The 18,737-nt window shown below is 45.3% G+C and carries 16 protein-coding genes; 12 read left to right on the top strand and 4 right to left on the bottom strand.

Annotated features, from left to right (window positions below; all coding sequences use genetic code 11):
- The first annotated feature begins 356 nt into the window (after nucleotides 1–356).
- The 4 genes from ACN6NF_RS21095 (at nucleotide 357) to ACN6NF_RS21080 (ending at nucleotide 4,069) form a co-directional block, all read left to right on the top strand.
- On the top strand, nucleotides 357–1,703 hold the full coding sequence (locus ACN6NF_RS21095) for a cytochrome ubiquinol oxidase subunit I (RefSeq protein ID WP_474319447.1): 1,347 nt from the start codon (nucleotides 357–359) through the stop codon (nucleotides 1,701–1,703).
- Nucleotides 1,700–2,731: a cytochrome d ubiquinol oxidase subunit II gene (locus tag ACN6NF_RS21090; RefSeq protein WP_474319445.1), complete on the top strand. Its 1,032-nt coding sequence runs from the start codon at nucleotides 1,700–1,702 to the stop codon at nucleotides 2,729–2,731. Before ACN6NF_RS21095 ends, ACN6NF_RS21090 begins: the two co-directional genes overlap by 4 nt.
- Before the next feature lie 6 nt (nucleotides 2,732–2,737).
- Nucleotides 2,738–2,848, top strand: a complete 111-nt coding sequence (gene cydS, locus ACN6NF_RS21085) for a cytochrome bd oxidase small subunit CydS family protein (RefSeq protein WP_474319444.1) — start codon at nucleotides 2,738–2,740, stop codon at nucleotides 2,846–2,848.
- 210 nt (nucleotides 2,849–3,058) lie between these two features.
- The gene (locus ACN6NF_RS21080) at nucleotides 3,059–4,069 is read left to right on the top strand and encodes an MBL fold metallo-hydrolase (protein ID WP_474319443.1); all 1,011 of its coding nucleotides are present in this window, start codon (nucleotides 3,059–3,061) and stop codon (nucleotides 4,067–4,069) included.
- A 116-nt stretch (nucleotides 4,070–4,185) separates the two neighbouring features.
- Here the strand turns inward: ACN6NF_RS21080 and isdG are convergent, their stop codons facing one another.
- From isdG to ACN6NF_RS21060, 4 genes are read right to left on the bottom strand one after another with little or no spacing between them, the layout of a single operon-like run.
- Nucleotides 4,186–4,536 (bottom strand): heme oxygenase, encoded by a 351-nt coding sequence (gene isdG, locus ACN6NF_RS21075; protein WP_474319442.1) that lies wholly within the window; start codon nucleotides 4,534–4,536, stop codon nucleotides 4,186–4,188.
- A gap of 1 nt (nucleotide 4,537) precedes the next feature.
- Nucleotides 4,538–5,329: an ABC transporter ATP-binding protein gene (locus ACN6NF_RS21070; RefSeq protein ID WP_474319441.1), complete on the bottom strand. Its 792-nt coding sequence runs from the start codon at nucleotides 5,327–5,329 to the stop codon at nucleotides 4,538–4,540.
- Nucleotides 5,326–6,324 carry a FecCD family ABC transporter permease gene (locus ACN6NF_RS21065; RefSeq protein ID WP_474319552.1) on the bottom strand — a complete coding sequence of 333 codons (999 nt, stop codon included), beginning with the start codon at nucleotides 6,322–6,324 and terminating at the stop codon, nucleotides 5,326–5,328. Before ACN6NF_RS21065 ends, ACN6NF_RS21070 begins: the two co-directional genes overlap by 4 nt.
- A gap of 9 nt (nucleotides 6,325–6,333) precedes the next feature.
- Complete coding sequence (locus ACN6NF_RS21060; protein WP_474319440.1) at nucleotides 6,334–7,314, bottom strand: ABC transporter substrate-binding protein; 981 nt, start codon at nucleotides 7,312–7,314, stop codon at nucleotides 6,334–6,336.
- 399 nt (nucleotides 7,315–7,713) lie between these two features.
- Here ACN6NF_RS21060 and isdC point away from each other — a divergent pair, with 399 nt between their 5' ends.
- From isdC to ACN6NF_RS21020, 8 genes are all read left to right on the top strand, one after another.
- Nucleotides 7,714–8,229, top strand: coding sequence for a heme uptake protein IsdC (isdC, locus tag ACN6NF_RS21055; protein WP_474319439.1), 516 nt, complete (start codon nucleotides 7,714–7,716; stop codon nucleotides 8,227–8,229).
- 72 nt (nucleotides 8,230–8,301) lie between these two features.
- Complete coding sequence (locus ACN6NF_RS21050) at nucleotides 8,302–8,769, top strand: NEAT domain-containing protein (protein WP_031462237.1); 468 nt, start codon at nucleotides 8,302–8,304, stop codon at nucleotides 8,767–8,769.
- A 31-nt stretch (nucleotides 8,770–8,800) separates the two neighbouring features.
- The gene (locus tag ACN6NF_RS21045) at nucleotides 8,801–9,298 is read left to right on the top strand and encodes an NEAT domain-containing protein (RefSeq protein ID WP_016820293.1); all 498 of its coding nucleotides are present in this window, start codon (nucleotides 8,801–8,803) and stop codon (nucleotides 9,296–9,298) included.
- Between the two features lie 99 nt (nucleotides 9,299–9,397).
- Nucleotides 9,398–13,777 carry an NEAT domain-containing protein gene (locus ACN6NF_RS21040; protein ID WP_474319438.1) on the top strand — a complete coding sequence of 1,460 codons (4,380 nt, stop codon included), beginning with the start codon at nucleotides 9,398–9,400 and terminating at the stop codon, nucleotides 13,775–13,777.
- A gap of 181 nt (nucleotides 13,778–13,958) precedes the next feature.
- Nucleotides 13,959–14,918, top strand: a complete 960-nt coding sequence (isdE, locus tag ACN6NF_RS21035; RefSeq protein WP_474319437.1) for a heme ABC transporter substrate-binding protein IsdE — start codon at nucleotides 13,959–13,961, stop codon at nucleotides 14,916–14,918.
- 14 nt (nucleotides 14,919–14,932) lie between these two features.
- On the top strand, nucleotides 14,933–15,916 hold the full coding sequence (locus tag ACN6NF_RS21030) for a FecCD family ABC transporter permease (protein WP_474319436.1): 984 nt from the start codon (nucleotides 14,933–14,935) through the stop codon (nucleotides 15,914–15,916).
- The gene (locus ACN6NF_RS21025; protein ID WP_474319435.1) at nucleotides 15,906–16,739 is read left to right on the top strand and encodes an ABC transporter ATP-binding protein; all 834 of its coding nucleotides are present in this window, start codon (nucleotides 15,906–15,908) and stop codon (nucleotides 16,737–16,739) included. Before ACN6NF_RS21030 ends, ACN6NF_RS21025 begins: the two co-directional genes overlap by 11 nt.
- A 214-nt stretch (nucleotides 16,740–16,953) precedes the next feature.
- Entirely contained in the window at nucleotides 16,954–18,582 is a 1,629-nt protein-coding gene (locus ACN6NF_RS21020) for an ABC-F family ATP-binding cassette domain-containing protein (RefSeq protein ID WP_430192141.1), read from the top strand.
- Nucleotides 18,583–18,737 lie beyond the last annotated feature (155 nt).

Here is an 18,737-nt window from a genome sequence, read left to right as displayed (position 1 = left end):
TTCACTCTTTTCATGTAATTAGGTTATCTAACTATATTCCAATATAACGTATTGTCATGAATAAAACAATATCTAGAAAGAAATACTGCTACATTCCATACAGAAGCAGGGTTAAAAATCAGCTGAATGAACCAAACTGTAAATAGGTTACCAGAATGCGCCAAAAGATAAGTGAAGGAGGCGTTGCTATGTTCCGCAAGCAAGAAAGAACGCTCATTATTGTATGTATAGTCATTGCGGCCATCATGCTATATGCCGTAATTAAAAGCATAGCTCGCTTGACTCCCTAGTTGGTAATCAAGAGTGAAATCGAAGTTTTCCCTATTAAAAATGTGAAATGAAGGAGTGAAACCCATTTGTCTTCACTGGACCCTGTATTGCTAAGCCGGATGCTGACCGGAATTACCTTGTTTGTACATATTGTATTTGCATCCATCGGCGTTGGCGTACCCTTAATGATTGCACTTGCTGAATGGCGCGGGCTGCGAACTGGTGATCCGCATTATACACTGCTGGCCCGGCGGTGGGCGCGGGGATTCGTCATTACTGTTGCCGTGGGCGTCGTGACAGGCACCTCCATTGGTCTGCAGCTCAGCTTGCTTTGGCCTACCTTTATGCGTGTGGCCGGACAAGCGATTGCGCTGCCCCTGTTTTTAGAGACGTTTGCTTTCTTTATCGAAGCAATATTCCTAGGCATCTATTTGTATACCTGGGATCGATTCAAAAGTAAATATTTCCACTTAATTCTGCTCATCCCGGTAGCGATTGCCTCGTCTGCGTCAGCGGTTTTTATTACAACGGTGAACTCGTTCATGAACCAACCTCAAGGCTTTACACTCAAAAATGGAGTCATGACCAATATTCATCCTATCGAGGCTATGCTAAATCCGGCCACACCGACCAAAGTGTCCCATGTACTAGCCTCCTCGTATACATTGAGCGCTGGTGTGCTGATGGGGCTGGCTGCTTACAGCATGCTGCGAGGGCGTAATCACCCTTATTTCAAAAAGGCGCTAAAGCTGACGGCCACTTGTACCATTGTGTTTGCCATCAGCACCGTGATGATTGGAGACGCATCCGGTAAATTTCTGGCCAAATATCAGCCGGAGAAGTTGGCTGCCGCCGAATGGCATTTTGATACGATGACGCACGCCCCCTTTGTATATGGTGGCTTTATGGATGAAAACGGTGAAATCAAATATGCTCTGAAAGTGCCTTATGCACTTAGTGTGTTGGCCGGGAATTTGCCTAGTACGGAGGTTAAGGGATTAAATGACTATCCGGTGGAGGAGCGTCCGCCGCTGTCTATTCATTATATGTTTGACCTCAAGATCACCACAGGAGTGCTGATTCTCGTCATCCCACTGCTGTATCTGATCCGTAAGCGTTTGCCAGGTCGCAAACCCTACCCCAAATGGCTACTGTTAGCGCTCATTTTGGTCGGACCGATGGCTATGGTAGCTATTGAACTGGGCTGGATGTTTGCAGAGGTCGGCAGACAGCCGTGGATTCTACGCGGATATATGAAGGTGTCCGAAGCAGCAACCACTTCTACAAGTGTTGGGTGGATGCTGGTGTTGTTTGTTATTTTGTATCTGGTGTTGTGTTTCTCGGCCATCAAGGTACTCAGCAAGCTATTCCGTAATAAGGATGCCGTGGAAGAGATAAGACAGCTGGGCCTGGAAGGGGCTGAAGGCAATTGAGCTATGAAATTGTAGGTATCGCCATATTGTGGACCTTCCTGTTTGGATATTTGCTTGTGGCATCCATTGATTTTGGTGCAGGCTTTTTCAGCTTTTACAGTGTGCTGACAGGCCACCAGAACAAAATCCACAATATCATTCAACGATATCTGTCTCCGGTATGGGAGGTAACGAACGTATTTCTCATCTTTTTTGTGGTGGGATTAAACGGGTTTTTCCCGGATGCCGCCTATTACTATGGTACAGCGTTACTCGTTCCGGGCAGTATTGCGATTGTGCTGCTTGCGATCCGGGGAGTATATTATGCTTACAATACGTATGGACATTCGGGTAAAAATAATATCGTCTACATGGCATTGTACGGTGCGACTGGGTTACTGATTCCAGCAGCACTGTCGACGGTCCTCGCTATTTCAGAAGGCGGCATTATTGTAGAGAACAGCACAGGTGTTCATCTGCAATGGGGCCAGCTATTAAGCAACCCTTACACGTGGGCAGTTATTATTCTGGCGCTGGTGAGTGTATTGTATATATCGGCGATGTTTTTGTCCTTTTATGCCAAAAGGGCAGGGGACAAGGTCGCCTTCGAAATCGTACGAGGGTACGCGTTGCTATGGAGTGCCCCTACAATTTTGGCGAGTTTGTTCGCATTTTTTCAGATTAACAAACAAAATCCAGACCATTTTGCCAATATGCTTAGTATGGCCTGGATGTTTGTCGCATCCTTCATATGCTTTGTCGGAGCAGTATATCTGGTCTGGCAGCGTCGTCATTTGGGTATCTCCTTCATCCTGGTGATGCTGCAATTTGCATTTGCTTGGTATGGCTATGGCCGCTCACATCTTCCGTATGTTCTGTATCCCTACATTAATGTATATGACAGCTTTACGAACTCTACGATGGCGTATGCATTAATTACGGCGTTTGTTGCGGGTCTGCTGGTGCTGATTCCTTCGCTGATCCTGATATTGAGATTGTTTCTGTTCGATGCAAAGTATGTACGAGGACAAGCGGGAAAGAAAGGGTGAGCTAAAGTGGTTGCTTTCGAGCATTTTACGATCATGTATGAGTCGCCAATCATAATAGTGGTGGCTATTGTGTTTTTGTTTATTTATGTGGCACGCTTTAAAAATCCACAGGACTGACAATAACATGTGGAGCAGGCCTTCTGATAGATCCGGGAGGTCTGTTTTTTGCTGTATTATCGCAAAATTTCCTTTACAGATGTGATTGAATTATACTTTACATATATCAGGATGTTGCATCATTTCATGATCACATTTGAGTAACAATATATAGTTAAATTGAACCGTTGTGTTTTTGGAGAGCGGGTCTGTCAGGGAGGGGGCTGCATCATGCCTAAAGTGCGTTTCAACAATATGGATCATGTAAATACCGATAAAACCATCAAGCAATTCAGACAATGGCGGCAGGAGCGACGCAGCAAAATAAAGGATTATACGTTCGTTGTGCCCAACCATCCCCCGGAGCTGGAGTTTCTGCATCATAATCGGGAAATGGCGACGGCAACCTGGGTGGGCCATTCCACCTTTTTCATTCAGTACCTTGGACTGAATATTGTCACCGATCCGGTGTGGGCAGAGCGTATGGCTTTTGATAAAAGATTGGCTCCGCCCGGCATTCGCATTCAGGATGTGCCACCGCTGGATATCATTCTGCTGTCACATTCGCATTATGATCATTTACATTTGGCATCGTTGCGGAAGTTATATCGTGCAGATACATTGATGCTCGTACCCTCGGGGTTAAAGTCGAAAATGATCCGCAAAGGCTTTCGCAACTGCCATGAGCTGCAATGGTGGGAGCATTTTACGGTAGGTGGAGTGCGGATTACATTTGTTCCGGCACAGCACTGGACACGGCGTACGCCGTTTGATACCAATACTTCACATTGGGGTGGATACGTTCTGCAAAGTGAGCAGCAGGTGATCGGTTCTGCCACGTCTGCTGTAGGCTCAGATGCTCACGCAGAATCAGATTCAGCGGAGACGCCTACGTTGTATTTTGTGGGAGACACCGGATATTTCCGTGGGTTTAAGGAGATTGGTGAGCGCTTTGCTATTGATCTGACCTTTATGCCGATTGGTGCGTATGAACCGGAATGGTTCATGACCTCGCAGCATGTGACACCGGAGGAGGCGTTGCAGGGCTTTGTGGATTGCGGCGCAGAGCAGATGATCCCAATGCACTATGGAGCCTTTAAGCTGGCAGATGATACGCCGAAAGAGGCGCTGGATCGTCTCGAAGTGGAGCGAGAACGCTTGGGGATTGCAAAGGAACGCATCCATGTACTGGGGCACGGAGAGACGCTGAAAATTGGGCGCCGTTGCTCAACCAGAATCTGAGGGATTCAATAACGTATATAAGGGAATTTTGCAAATACCGATAAAAAAGGCGGCTCAGTGGACAATGAATTTGCCTGCCGAGCCGCTTTTTTTGGTTTTAGGCTACCGTCCAGAACTTAAACGGCTTCGATATCACTCGCCAAAGAGGAATCATGGTTCGCAATGGGATGACGAACGATTTTAACCTCATAGAACGTGATTTTGTTTTCAATAATATAGTCTGGAATTTGACGGTGGTTGTGGGATTCGCGGAACGCTTCACTTTTCGTCCAGCCTTGGAAGTTCTCTTTTTCCTTCCAGCGTGTGCTAATCGTTACTTCCTCATAATCTTTCGTGTTTTCCGTCAGCAGCACTTCCAGACCGAGGAAGCCTTCCATTTTTTCAACCTGTCCTTCTTTGTTAAACCTTTCGATGAGCAGGTGGGCATTGCCCGGTGTAATTTTAGATGTATTTGTAACTATAACCATATTAAATTCCTCCTGAATGATGTGGTATGGTCGGTATAATAACCGGATAGCCATCCTCAAATTTGATGGTAGCGTTCATTTCATAAATGTCGCGAAGAAAAGCAGACGTCAAAATTTGACGGGGTTCGCCAGCAACGGCGATTCGTCCCTTTTTAAGCGCAATCATATGATGACAATAGGCCGCAGCTTGCTGCAAATCATGCAGTACCATAACAATCGTCAAGCCGGACTCGTGATTGATACGCCGCAGCATATCCATAACTTCAAATTGATGAGCGATATCCAGAAAAGTAGTCGGTTCATCGAGTAAAAGAATACCCGTTTGTTGGGCCAGGGCCATTGCAATTCGCGCTTTTTGTTGTTCACCTCCCGATAGAGTATGGAACATCCGATCTGCATAGGGCTTGATGCCTGTGATTTCTAGGACATGGTCGATAATATGCTGGTCTTGTCTGGTAGGACTTGTACTCAAGCCCTTGGTATGAGGAGATCTTCCATAAGCGACCAGCTCACGAACCGTTAATAACGGCAGCATATCCCTCATTTGTGGCAGCATTGTAATCGTCTGGGCAAAATCACGCCGTTTGTATTCCTCTATGGGCCTGCCCAGTACGGAAACCTTGCCCTGATCCTGCTTGAGCAGACGGGTCAAAATTCGCAAAAGTGTAGACTTGCCCGAGCCGTTGGGACCGACAATGGCAGTGAGTTGTCCAGCGGGCAAGGTAATGTTCACATCGTCCAGCTGGAAATATCCGCGTTGTAAGGAAAGATGCTCACCCTGAATGGCTGTCATCCAAAATTCCCCCGTTTCTTGAGCAGGATTAAGAAGAACGGTGCCCCAATGACGGCCAGCAAAATACCGACAGGCAGCTCAATTGGGTCAAACCAAGAGCGTGCCACCGTATCCGCCAGGACAACCAGTGTTCCGCCGCCCACAATGGAAAGGGGGAGGAGAAAACGGTAATCTTCCCCGATGAGCAGCCTTATAACATGGGGGACGACCAGTCCTACGAACCCGATCAGCCCGGCTACACTGACTGCCGTGCCGGCGAGCAGGGCAGAGAGCAAAATAATGAGCATCCGTTGAAGCTCTACCCGCTGGCCCAGCAGCTGTGCTGAATCATCACCCAATAGCAACAAATTTGCAGGCTTAATGGCAAACAAAGAGGCGATTAAGCCAATGATAGCGTAAGGAGCCATGAACTCCAGATGATGCCAGCTTCGTCCATTTAACCCGCCGGATAGCCAAGGAAGTACAGCCTGTACGCGGTCGCTGTACATGACCATTACGCCGTTGGTGAGCGCGCCCAGCAACGCGTTGATCGCAACACCAGCCAGCACAATTTTGACAGGGGAAGCCCCTCGGTCCCAAGCCAGTAGGTAAATGACGATCGCGCTCAGAAAGGCCCCCAAAAAGGCCGTTACCGGAAGAAGGTAACTCAGTTGTGGAAGCATCACCATCGTAAAGACGGCTGCAAGTCCACCTCCAGCCGATACCCCAATAATGCCTGGGTCAGCCAATGGATTTTTCATGACACCTTGAAGAAGCGCTCCAGAAGCTGCCAGACAAGCGCCTACCAGTAAACCTACCAATACTCTGGGGAGTCGGAGATCCATTAGGATCGTGCGATATGTGGATTCATCATTATGTAGCAAAACCTGATTGATTTCTTGAAGTGGAATCGACACCGAACCGTAGGCCAGACCGTACACAGAGACGGATAGCAGTAAGATCGGAAGAGTAATCCAGGCGATGGTGCGTCTTCTGGTGCGCTGTAGTTTGTTCATCGACATCGCCTATTTCGCCGGATACAGCTTTTGGTGCATCAAATCCAGCGCTTTAGTGACCCGTGTTCCCGGATTCGTCCCGAACAAATCTGAAGGTAGAACCTCGACCTGATTGTTTTGGACTGCGCGGATTCTGTTCCAAGCTGCATTTTCCTGCATTTCTTTTATAAATGCGGCTTTAACCTCTTCCGTATTGCCATGGGTCATAATAAAGATGTAGTCAGGGTCAGCCTGTACGATGCGTTCTGTGTTCAACTGCGCATATTGCGGGAAATTTTGCAGACCCGGAAAATCAGCGGCGATATTGGAGCCACCTGCAACTTCCAGAATGTTTCCGCCTAGAGAATTCGGCAGCGCTGCCATGTACGTGGCCGGGGCTCCGTATACCAGCAACACCTTCGGTTTGGAGGTAGAGGCTGTTTCCTTTTGCAGCTTGGCTACCTGTTGGTCAATTTGTTGGTTCAGCTTTACGGCTCCGGCCTGCTTTTGCAGTAATTGTCCGAACAGCGTAATTTGTGATTGGATATCCTGGACTGAATTGGCTCCAGTCAGCAGCAGCTGTGAACCGACTCCTTCAATAGCTGGAATGTCTTTTTCATTCATAGGATAATTGCCTAGCACGACATCTGGTTTGAGCATCGTAATTTTCTCCAGATCTACTTCATGCGTGGAGCCTATTTGCTGAACGTTTTCAGCAGCAGGGACGACGGAAGCTCCATTGGAGTTGGGTCTGCCCACGGCTGTCCCGCCTAATGCGTAAATAATATCCAGATCACCATTGCTGAGCGCAACGATATGTTGAGGGACCTTTTGAAACGCCAACGTCCGTTTTGAAAAATCAGTAACTTGAATCGTCGCGCCGCTTGTCGTGCTTGAGGCGGTAGATACGGAAGCGCTGGCTGGTTTGTGATCTGCGGTCGAGGTACCATTACTACATCCGGTAACTGCCAATAAAAGCGCTGCGGACGACCACAACACATAAGATTTCATGTTATTCCTCCTGCAAATTTCAAGTTAAACAATAATGATAATCATTTTCATTTATGTATAAGAGAATGATAATGAATATCACTGAGGATTGTCAATTGAAAAAAGCAAATTTTTAAATAAATTTTGAACTAAAAATAAAAAGTAGTGATTCGAATTATAGAAGAAAGAACTACAAATTTTTATTAAAAAATAGCATATATCAAGGGATTACGTACACACAAATACATATTGACATTTTCGAAAAGTGTAAGATATATTGGTGATGGGTTTACTTGATTTTGCGAAATTATGGAATAGAGAGGTGGGGAGACAAGCTCGAAAAGAGCTATTTTTTTTAAATTATTAATTGAGAATGATAATCAATTAGTTATATTCTCGTGGGGAGGAACTGCTGTCAAAATGAAGAAGGGGTATTCTGCAATTATTGCTGTGTTTCTGCTGGTGAGTGTGCTGAGCTTTTGGCCAACTTCGTCATCTGTAGGAGCCGCTGCGGCTTCTCCAAAATTGGCGGATGGTACATACACGCTCAAATACAATATTCTCAAGGCAGAAAATGATTCGGTGTCCATGGCAAATGATTATTTTGAAAAACCAGCTAAGTTGTATGTAAAGAAAGGTCAAATGACCATGCAAATTAAGCTGAATCATAGTGAATGGACAACCGGTTTTAAAGTGGATTACAAAGGCAAAATCATCGATACCAAGGTCATCCAAAAGGATGCCAAAGCCGATACTCGCACCGTGCAATTTCCCATTGCGAGTGTCAACAGCCCGTTGATCTCTAAAATCCATGTTACTGTCCCTGCATACAATTACGATCATGATTATACGATCCGCTTCGCTTTTGATTCCAAAAGCATCAAAAAAGTTGCAGCCGTCCAGTCAACGAAATCAGCCAAATCTTCCAAAAAGTAAATTGAAGCTATCTTTATCGTTCATAAAATCAACATAAATTCAAGCATAAAAAAATGAGGAGTGTGTGTAGATATGAATATGGTAATGAATCGCTTTGAGCAATTTTCTTTCAAGAAGGCATTCGTAGCACTGATCATGACAGCACTTGTTTTTGCACTGATGGCTCCACTTTCTGCTAAAGCATCAGCAGCCGACGGCACGTATAACGTAGATTATACCGTTCTGAAGGATCAAACCAATGAAACTTCTCGATTGGACAGCTATCTGACGAAGCCTGCTCAGGTTACGGTAGCTAATGGCAAAAATGTTGTTCGTCTGACTGTGAAAAGCAGTAATCTGATTACGGCGTTCAAAGTAGAGCAAAATGGCGTACTGCAAGATGCGACTGTAGTAAGCACAAATACGGCGAACAACACTCGTGTCGTGGAATTCGAAGTGGCTGACCTGAATGCAAAAGTAAATGCTTACGCTGAAATTACCATCCCAGTGATTGGCTACACAGGCAAGTACGATGTACAACTGCAATTCGACGAAATCTAATCCAAAATAAAACGTAAAAGGAGATTAAAACATGAACATGATTATGAATCGTATGGAGAAATTGTCTCTAAAAAAAGTAATGCTCACTGTATTGATGGCTGCGCTTGTTTTTGTGGTACTAGCCCCATTCTCAGCTAATCAAGCGAACGCGGCTTTGCCTAATGGAACGTATCAATTACCTTATACCGTTTATAAAGATGGAACCACTGAGCCTTCTTACATGGATACCAATGGTTATGTAAAAAAACCAGCCACACTGATTGTTACGAATGGTCAATACAAAGTGCGAGTAGCTATTACTAAAAGTGCTTGGGTTACTGAATTCAAAACGCAACAAAACGGCCAGTATGTGAATGCGACTGTGGTAAGTACATCAGGTGATACAAGAATAGTAGAGTTTCCTGTAAGTAATTTTGCTCAAAAATTAAACGTTAAGTTGCATGTAAGTGTACCAAAAGAATACACTGGCGGCATTCCTTACGATCACGACTATGTTGTTCAATTCCAATTCGACGACAGTGATATCTAAGGGTTTCTTTTTGAGATAATGATTTTGAACTGAATGCTCATTTGGAGCTTAGTTCCAAAGCTCCAAATGAGTATATTTTAAGTAGGGGGATACATCACCTTGAAAAGCCGATTGAACAAATATATTACGACATTCGCTGCTATTCTAATGTTGTTTTCTTTATTTTCACCATACGCAGGAGCAACACCCGAGGATGAATCCACTTCGTCGAATTTGCCTGACTCAAGCACTACAGTGACTAGTGCTACGTATGCTACTTATGAGTATCCGGTAGAACTGCCCGGTCCATATGTTGAGCCTACCAATGCTATAACAACAACTGAAGCGACTTATGCAGATGGAGAATACCTGATTGATTATAAGCCTTTGCGCAAGACAGTCAGTGGAAGCACCAAGGATTCGAGTTTTAAAACAAATTATACCTACCCTGGAGATTTGATTATTAAAGATGGAAAATACCATTTTTCATTTAAATTTGCAGAGGCTCAAGGGCTTTCGAAATTTCTAGTTGAACAAAACGGGGAAACGGTTCCCGCCAAAATAGAAGTAGATTCCGGAAAAGCTTCGGGAACGGTAAGCTTCGATGTTTATGATTTTCATCAAAATGTAAATACGGAGTTTGGATTTAACAGCAGTTCTCCATGGTATGTAGATACCGATCCGGACCGTTCAGTGAAGGAATGGATTGAGTTTGATCCTTCCAGTTTGAGACTTAAAAACTCAACCGAGAATCCAACGGTTCCACCAGTGATACCGCCGGTAACGCCTCCTGGCACAGGAGAAAAATTAACTGATTTGAACTTTACCCTCTTGAAAGATGGAACAGAGGAAAAGTCCATGATGGATGGGTATACGGAGAAGCCAGGCTCGCTAATTGAGCGTGGAGGCAAACAATATGCCCAGTTTACGTTAAAGAATAGTAAGCAAATTGATGGCTTTAAGGTAGAGCAAAATGGAGTGTTAACTGACACCTCTATTGTAAGTGAAGATCAGAATGCGAATACACGAGTTATCGAGTTTGAAGTAAAAGAACTACCAGCCAAGCTGAATGGATGGGTGAGCATCAACTGGCCTGAGTTGGGCTACGTGCATACTTATAATGTAGATCTGCAGTTGGCTTCTGTACCTGTACCAACAACTTTGGCGGATGGAACCTACTCTATTAACTTTGATACTTTGCATGCAACCAAAGATCAGCCATCGGCCATGGCCCAATATCTGTTGTCTCCGGCGACTTTGACGGTATTGAAGGGACAAAAAGAAGTTTCCTTCACCATTAAAGACAGCACTACCGTAACAGAATTCAAAACAGAGCAAAACGGGACACTTACGGATGCAGATATTGTAAGTGAGGACAAGACAGCCAACACGCGTGTTGTGAAATTCAAGGTAGCTGATTTGGACGCAATTTTGAATGCACAGGTCCATGTGAGCACGACTTATCCAGGTGGGGTTTATGAGATGGACCATAAACTTCGTCTTCAGTTCGATAAAAATAGTATCACAGAAAATGGAAGCTCTCCAGAAACGACATCCAATCTGGACTTCACTCTTTTGAAGGATGGAACGAATGAAGTTTCTATGATGGATGGGTATACGGGGAAACCAGGCACCTTGATTGAACGTAATGGCAAGAAGTATGTTCGTTTTACCTTGAAAAACAGTAAACAAATTGATGGTTTTAAGGTAGAACAAAACGGAGTATTAACTAATGTTGCTACAGTAAGTGAAGACAAAACTGCGAATACACGAGTTATTGAATTCGAGGTTAAAGAAATACCTGCTAAGTTAAGCGCATGGGTAAGTATCAACTGGCCTGAACTGGGCTACGTGCATACTTATAATGTAGATCTTCAATTGGCTTCTGCACCTACATCACCTAGCTTGGCAGATGGAACGTATGCTATTAACTTTAATACCCTGCATGCAACCAAAGATCAGCCATCCGCAATGGCGCAATATCTGTTGTCTCCAGCGACTTTAACGGTAGCAAAAGGACAAAAGGAAGTTTCCTTCACCATTAAAGACAGCACTACCGTAACAGAGTTCAAGACAGAACAAAACGGGACATTAACGGATGCAGATATTGTAAGCGAGGACAAGACAGCCAACACGCGTGTTGTGAAATTCAAGGTAGCTGATTTGGACGCAATTTTGAATGCACAAGTGCATGTGAGCACGACCTATCCAGGTGGGGTTTATGAAATGGATCATAAGCTTCGTCTTCAATTTGATAAAAACAGCATTACAAATGCTCCAACCCCGGTTGATCCTGGGACGCCAGGTACACCAGGCACGCCTGGAAAGAATTTAGCTGATGGAACGTATTCAATTAATTTTGATGCGTTGCACGCAACCAAAGATCAGCCATCGGCCATGGCGCAATATTTATTGTCTCCGGCTACGCTGACGGTATCGAAGGGCAAGTATGAAGCCTCCTTTACGATTAAAGACAGCACCACCGTGACAGAGTTCAAAACAGAACAAAACGGGACGTTGACAGATGCAGATATCGTAAGTGAGGATAAGAATGCGAATACACGTGTTGTGAAATTCAAGGTGGCCGATTTGGACGCTATTCTGAATGCACAGGTACATGTGAGCACGACCTATCCAGGTGGGGTTTATGAGATGGATCATAAGCTTCGTCTTCAATTTGATCGCAGTAGCGTTACGGCTAAAGGTCCGGATAACGGAACCACAACTCCAGTGGAAAATGGCAGATACAGCATTGATTTCTCCGTATTTAAAAACGGAAGCAATGAAATATCTGTGATGGATGGATATATGCAAAAGCCAGCCACACTGTTAAAACAGTCAGGTAAAAATATCATTCAAATTAAAATGGACAAGAGCAGCTGGATTAAAACGTTTAAAGTAAATGGTTCTGAAGCTCAGGTGGTTGAACAGTCCACCTCTGCAGACACAAGAACAGTACAATTTGAAGTACCTAATCTGTCAGATAAAGTTACAGTGAACACGCATGTCATCGTACCTGGATTAGATTTGGGTGGCATCCCATATGACCACGTATATGATGTGCAGTTCCAATTCGAGCCTGCCACCATTCGCAGCTTTGTTGAGCCTACCTCTTCAGGGGCGGCTGATCCTATCGTTAAACTGGATTTTGACAAGCTTGCCAATGGGAAATATGCATTGAAATTCAGCATTGTGCTGCCAGATGGTATCACAGGATCTGAATCTCCGGCTCAACGCTTCATCACTAATGAACCAGCGCAATTGGTCGTGGAAGGCGACAAACGGTTTGTAGGTCTGAAGCTACAAAACAGCAATGAAGTTAAGGCGCTGCGCATTTGGGATAACGTAAGTGGAGGTTATCAGGATGCAGAAGTGACCCGGGAAGATGCAGCAAGTAATACGAAGGACGTTCGTTTCAGTGTAAGTGACTTTAAGAACAACGTAAAAGGTCAACTGGTTGTCTACGAAGCTCCAAAAGTGGCAAGTAGCGCTCCGATGGTTTTCAAGGCGGAGGATCGAGTAGAAAAGGTATATGATTTTGAATTTAAATTCGATACCAGTAATGTATCTTATCACAACGAAACCAAAGCAGACGAAGTAGAAGAGGGGAAAAATAACTTAGCCGATGGAGAGTACACTGCGAACTTCCGTGTGCTTGCAAACGGAACGGACAAGGATGCTTTGGTGGCTCCATTTGTACTGAGTCTGGCGAAGTTGATAGTGAAAAATGGTAAGGTCCAGGCCCATGTAACCGTAACAGACAATCAAGCTTTGAAATTATTCCAAACGGACTTTGAGGGCCGCTATGCGAATCCGACGATTGTGGGTACCGACACAAAAGGTGATACACACACAATTGCCTTCGAAGTACCGGATCTGGATAAAAAGCTGAGTGTGTACACACAGGTATATCTGCCTGAGAAATACATTTTTAATGAGAAATTCGGCGGACAGATTCAATTTGACCGTGCATCGCTCAAAGGTGAGGGAGTTAATGCAGCTACAACTGCAACCGCAACCGCAACCGCTACTGGATCAACAGCAGTTTCTACGGACAAAGCAGCAGAAACGACCACCTCGGTAGCTGAAGCAAAACCAGCAGTTGAACAGCCGGTTCAAACGGCTTCCGAGAAGCAATACACGATCAATTACAACGTATTTAAAGACAAAACGAATGAAGCGTCCGTTATGGATGGTTATCTCGATAAACCAGCCACATTGATTGAAAAGGGAGACAAGCGCTATATCCAAGTCACTTTGAAAAACAGCTCTTGGATGCCGACTCTACAAGTGAAGCAAAACGGTACCCTAAAAGATGTGGAAGTGATCTCGACATCCGGTGATACACGTATTGTTCAATTTGAGGTAGGGGACTTGTCCAAGAAAATCAGTGCTTACACACACGTCATTGTGCCTGGTTTGGTCCTTGGCGGAGTACCGTATGATCACTGGTATACGGTCCAGTTCCAATTTGATGAAGCCAGCCTAAAGGTGAAATAACCTCGGGTTAGGACATCACTGAAGCTTGAATAACAGCAAAGTTTGTATGCGAGCAAGTCTTGGTGCCCCGGCATCAAGACTTGTCAGCATTTACATACCGGAGGAATTTGCAAAAATCTACCCGAAAAAATTGGGACTCACGCTGTTGCTCTATATTTTGAATTGAGGTGATTGCATTTTCATGAAACAGCATGCAGTTTTGGCTCAAAGGAAAGCGTTTGTTTTCTATATGTTAATCGGCATCATGATCTTATTGCTGGCCGGATGTTCCGGGGGAGCACAGGCCGGACAGAACCATAGCGATGGTTCGACTTCAACAGAGGCATCAGGTACAAGCGGAAAGTCGTCTGATGATAAAACGGCAACTCCACGTATTGTGGCGACTACAGTAGCCATTTCTGAAATTACGGATGCGCTGGGCTTGAATTTGGCTGGCAAGCCGACAAGCACCAAAGTATTGCCTGATCGTTACAAGGATGTCCCTGATGTGGGAAATCCGATGAGTCCTGATATGGAAAAAGTAATGTCCTTGAAACCTACAGATGTGCTTTCGGTGACCACACTCAAATATGATTTGGAGCCTAAGTTTAAGGACCTGAACATTAATGCTGAGTTTTTGAATTTTGAAAGCCTTGCGAATATGCAAAAGGAAATTCAAAAGCTGGGAGACCGATTTGATAAAGCTGAAAAGGCGAAAGAGATTAATGGGGCCTTGGATGCCAAAGTTACTGAGATTCAGCAAAAAATTAAAGGCAAGAAGTCTCCTAAAGTACTAATTCTACTGGGTGTTCCGGGAAGCTATCTGGTGGCTACCGAACATTCCTATATTGGGGATCTGGTTAAAATTGCAGGCGGGACAAATGTGGTTCAAGGTGAGAAGGTGGAGTTCATAGCCCACAATACCGAAGCCTTGCAGCAATCCAATCCTGATATCATTTTGCGTGCTGCACACGGGATGCCGGATGAGGTTGTAAAAATGTTCGATGAAGAGTTCAAAACTAACGATATCTGGAAGCATTTCAACGCTGTGAAAAAGGGGCATGTTTATGATTTGCCTGAACCGTTGTTTGGCACCACTGGGAATTTAGCGGCAAGCTCTGCGCTGGATGAGCTGATGAAAATGCTGTATCCTTCGAATTAAAGGAAGCTGATGACATGTCCAAAAAATTATGGAGCCTTATTGTTGTAATTGTCTTACTCGTCGGTGTCATGCTGTACTCAGCGATGACAGGCAGCCTCAAGGTGAATTTGAGTCAGTTGGTGGCCGGATTGTGGACAGGAACAGATGATCAGGTAAATGTGGTCAAGGATCTCAGACTCCCGAGAATTATCGTAGCTGTGATGGCGGGTGCAGCCCTTGCAGTGGCGGGCGTTTTGCTGCAAGCCGTCATGAAAAACCCGCTGGCAGATTCCGGGGTGATCGGCATTTCTTCGGGAGCGGCCTTGGTCTCGCTGATCGCGGTGACCCTCTTTCCGGCGCTTTATTTCTGGATGCCGTTCTTTTCATTTATTGGCGGTGCGTTGGCCTGCCTAATGGTCTACGGATTTTCATGGAAATCCGGCTTGCATCCCATTCGTCTTATTCTGATTGGGGTGGCAGTAAACGCCATCTTTTCCGGCCTAGGTCAGTCGTTTAACTATCGGGGCAGTTATGCGGTCACCAGCATTAACCAGGTCACCACCTCAACCTTGTCTATGAAAAAATGGGTAGATGTCGAGGTAATCGTGGCCTATGGCGGGATTGGGCTAATTTTAGCCATGCTCGTCTTCTCTTGGTGTAATTTCTTGTCCCTTCAAGATAAAACGGCTAAAAATCTGGGCTTTAATGTGACGCGCGCACGACTATTAATATCTGTGATAGCGGTGCTGCTTGCAGCAACGGCTACAGCCATTGCAGGAGTAATTGCTTTTATCGGCCTGCTCGTTCCGCATTGTGCCCGCTACCTGGTTGGCTCCGATCATAAGTGGCTGATTCCGTTCTCTGCTTTATGCGGAGGCTTGCTGTTGTTGCTTGCGGATACACTGGGGCGAACGGTGCTTGCTCCCAATGAAATTCCAGCCTCTATTATTATGGCAGTCATTGGCGGACCATTCCTGATATTCCTGATCAGAAAGGCGGATCGCACCTATGGACATTAAAGATATAACCTTCTCCTATGATCGAAAAACAGATCGTCTACATGCAATTAATGCTGTTATTGAGCGGGGACGAATCACTACGATTATTGGCCCCAACGGATGTGGCAAATCGACACTACTCAGCGTGATGTCTAACAATGCTGTTCCTCGTATGGGGCAGGTCGTTCTGGACGGCAAGGAGATAGCCCACTACAAGCCCAAGGAGCTGGCCCGTCAATTGGCTGTAGTTCATCAGCAGAACGAAGCTCCCTCCGACCTGACAGTAGAAAAACTCGTCAGCTTCGGAAGACTGCCTCATAAGAGCATGTTCACAACCAGCCGGGACGAGGACGAGGAAGCAGTCGAATGGGCTATAGCCTGCACTAATCTGGAGGGACGCAGAACACATACACTGGATCAGCTCTCAGGAGGAGAACGGCAGCGTGTGTGGATTGCGATGGCTTTGGCACAGCGAACACCGATTTTATTTTTGGATGAGCCGACCACCTATCTGGATATGTATTACCAGCTTGAGATTCTGGAGCTGATTCGGCAGCTTAATCAGGAGCACGGACTGACCATCGTGATGGTGCTGCATGATATTAATCAGGCTATTCGGTATAGCGACGTGATGATCGCTATGAAGGAAGGACGCATAATAGCGAATGGTCCGCCGATAGAGGTCGTTACACCCGAACTGATTCAGGGAGTCTATGGTGTGAAGGTAGTCATAAGACAGGACGACGAGGCGGGCATGTATCTTATTCCAATAGGCGTCGGAGCTTCAGAACATTTGCACACACAGAGAGGGTATAAGGTGTCTGTCCTTGAGTTATCTCACTGAATTTAAAACATAAAAATGGTTCTGGTCCAGGTGTTTGTCAGGTGACAAACGTGAAGACAGAAGCATTTTTTTATTTTATTTATAAGATATTGGATGAGATTCAGAGGCAGTTCTGCTTAGACTACGGTTCGAATCCGATCTTTTGTGTGTTATACTATTGCCGTCGGTAATTTTGTGTTTAGCACTTTACTAATGATAAGGATGGTATGCTTATATGATCAGTACAAGCGGCGTAACGCTTCGTTATGGTAAACGCCCACTTTTTGAAGACGTAAATATTAAATTTACTCCTGGGAACTGCTATGGCCTGATTGGGGCAAATGGCGCGGGTAAATCCACATTTTTGAAAATTCTTTCCGGTGAAATCGAAGCCAATTCAGGTGAGGTTCACATGACACCGGGCGAACGGATGGCTGTCCTCAAGCAGAACCATTATGAATACGATGAATTTCCGGTTCTGGAAACCGTTATTATGGGTCATACGCGTCTGTATGAAATCATGAAGGAAAAGGATGCACTGTACGCCAAAGCGGAGTTTTCCGAAGCAGACGGTTTGCGTGCTGGTGAATTGGAAGGCGAATTTGCAGAACTGAACGGTTGGGATGCCGAGCCGGATGCGGCTGCATTGCTGATCGGTCTGGGGATTCCGCGTGATCTGCATGACAAAAAAATGGCTGAGATGAGCGGCAACGACAAAGTGCGCGTTCTGTTGGCACAAGCGTTGTTTGGTCGTCCGAACAATTTGCTGCTTGATGAGCCTACCAACCATTTGGATCTCGAATCCATTCAGTGGCTGGAGAACTTCCTGATGGACTATGAAGGCACCGTCATCGTTGTATCCCATGACCGTCACTTCTTGAACAAGGTATGTACGCATATTGCGGATATTGATTTTGGTAAAATCCAGATGTATGTCGGCAACTATGACTTCTGGTACGAGTCCAGCCAGCTTGCACTTACACTGGCTCGCGATGCGAACAAGAAAAAGGAAGAAAAAATCAAAGAACTGCAAGCCTTTATTCAGCGCTTTTCTGCGAATGCTTCCAAGTCCAAACAAGCAACTTCGCGTAAAAAGCAACTGGATAAAATTACGCTGGACGACATCCGTCCATCGAACCGTAAATATCCATTCATTAACTTCAAGCCTGAGCGTGAAGCGGGTAAACAATTGCTGACTGTAGATAGTCTCAGTAAAACCGTGGAAGGCGAGCAAGTGCTGAACGAGTTCAGTCTGGTCGTGAACAAAGGCGATAAAATTGCATTTGTGGGTCCGAACGGGCTGCCTAAAACGACGCTCTTCCAGATCTTGATGAACGAACTGGAAGCGGATAATGGTGAATTTTCCTGGGGGATTACAACGAGCCAAGCGTATTTCCCGAAAGATAACTCCACTTATTTTGAAGGGGTGGATCTGAATCTGGTGGACTGGTTGCGTCAATATTCCAAGGATCAGGATGAAACGTTCCTGCGCGGCTTCTTGGGACGTATGCTTTTCTCAGGCGAAGAAGCGCTTAAGAAAGCAAGTGTGCTGTCCGGGGGAGAAAAGGTTCGCTGTATGCTGGCGAAAATGATGCTGAACGGTGCTAACGTACTGCTTCTGGAAGAACCGACCAACCACTTGGACCTGGAGTCCATCACAGCGCTGAACAATGGTCTGATCGACTTTGACGGGACTATTTTGTTCACTTCCCATGACCATCAGTTCATTCAAACCATCGCGAATCGCATAGTGGAGATTACACCAAACGGCGTAATCGACCGTACGATGAGCTATGATGAATACTTGGAAAATGAAGAAATCGCTAAATTGCGTGAACGCATGTATCCGGTAGAAATCGGCTAACATTCGAACCGCTAGTTTCTGCAAATAAATAAACGAAAGAGGAGCTCCATCAGGCCATTGACATGGCCGGGGGACTCCTCTTTTTTCGTTTTGTGCCATGACCCTCAGCTTACTTGGTTTCGAGAGTGAGGTAAGATAAATCTCGCCTGATCTTC

It is taken from the genome of Paenibacillus sp. TSM33 (genome assembly GCF_056099025.1).
Note: the sequence above shows the minus strand (reverse complement) of the source record. Positions and strands in the feature narration are given on the sequence as shown.

Bases quoted from the DNA above. Each gene is read 5' to 3' on its own strand.
- ACN6NF_RS21080 (WP_474319443.1), top strand. From the start codon at position 3,059: ATGCCTAAAGTGCGTTTCAACAATATGGATCATGTAAATACCGATAAA.
- isdG (WP_474319442.1), bottom strand. From the start codon at position 4,536: ATGGTTATAGTTACAAATACATCTAAAATTACACCGGGCAATGCCCAC.
- ACN6NF_RS21070 (WP_474319441.1), bottom strand. From the start codon at position 5,329: ATGACAGCCATTCAGGGTGAGCATCTTTCCTTACAACGCGGATATTTC.
- ACN6NF_RS21065 (WP_474319552.1), bottom strand. From the start codon at position 6,324: ATGAACAAACTACAGCGCACCAGAAGACGCACCATCGCCTGGATTACT.
- ACN6NF_RS21060 (WP_474319440.1), bottom strand. From the start codon at position 7,314: ATGAAATCTTATGTGTTGTGGTCGTCCGCAGCGCTTTTATTGGCAGTT.
- isdC (WP_474319439.1), top strand. From the start codon at position 7,714: ATGAAGAAGGGGTATTCTGCAATTATTGCTGTGTTTCTGCTGGTGAGT.
- ACN6NF_RS21050 (WP_031462237.1), top strand. From the start codon at position 8,302: ATGAATATGGTAATGAATCGCTTTGAGCAATTTTCTTTCAAGAAGGCA.
- ACN6NF_RS21045 (WP_016820293.1), top strand. From the start codon at position 8,801: ATGAACATGATTATGAATCGTATGGAGAAATTGTCTCTAAAAAAAGTA.
- isdE (WP_474319437.1), top strand. From the start codon at position 13,959: ATGAAACAGCATGCAGTTTTGGCTCAAAGGAAAGCGTTTGTTTTCTAT.
- ACN6NF_RS21030 (WP_474319436.1), top strand. From the start codon at position 14,933: ATGTCCAAAAAATTATGGAGCCTTATTGTTGTAATTGTCTTACTCGTC.
- ACN6NF_RS21025 (WP_474319435.1), top strand. From the start codon at position 15,906: ATGGACATTAAAGATATAACCTTCTCCTATGATCGAAAAACAGATCGT.
- ACN6NF_RS21020 (WP_430192141.1), top strand. From the start codon at position 16,954: ATGATCAGTACAAGCGGCGTAACGCTTCGTTATGGTAAACGCCCACTT.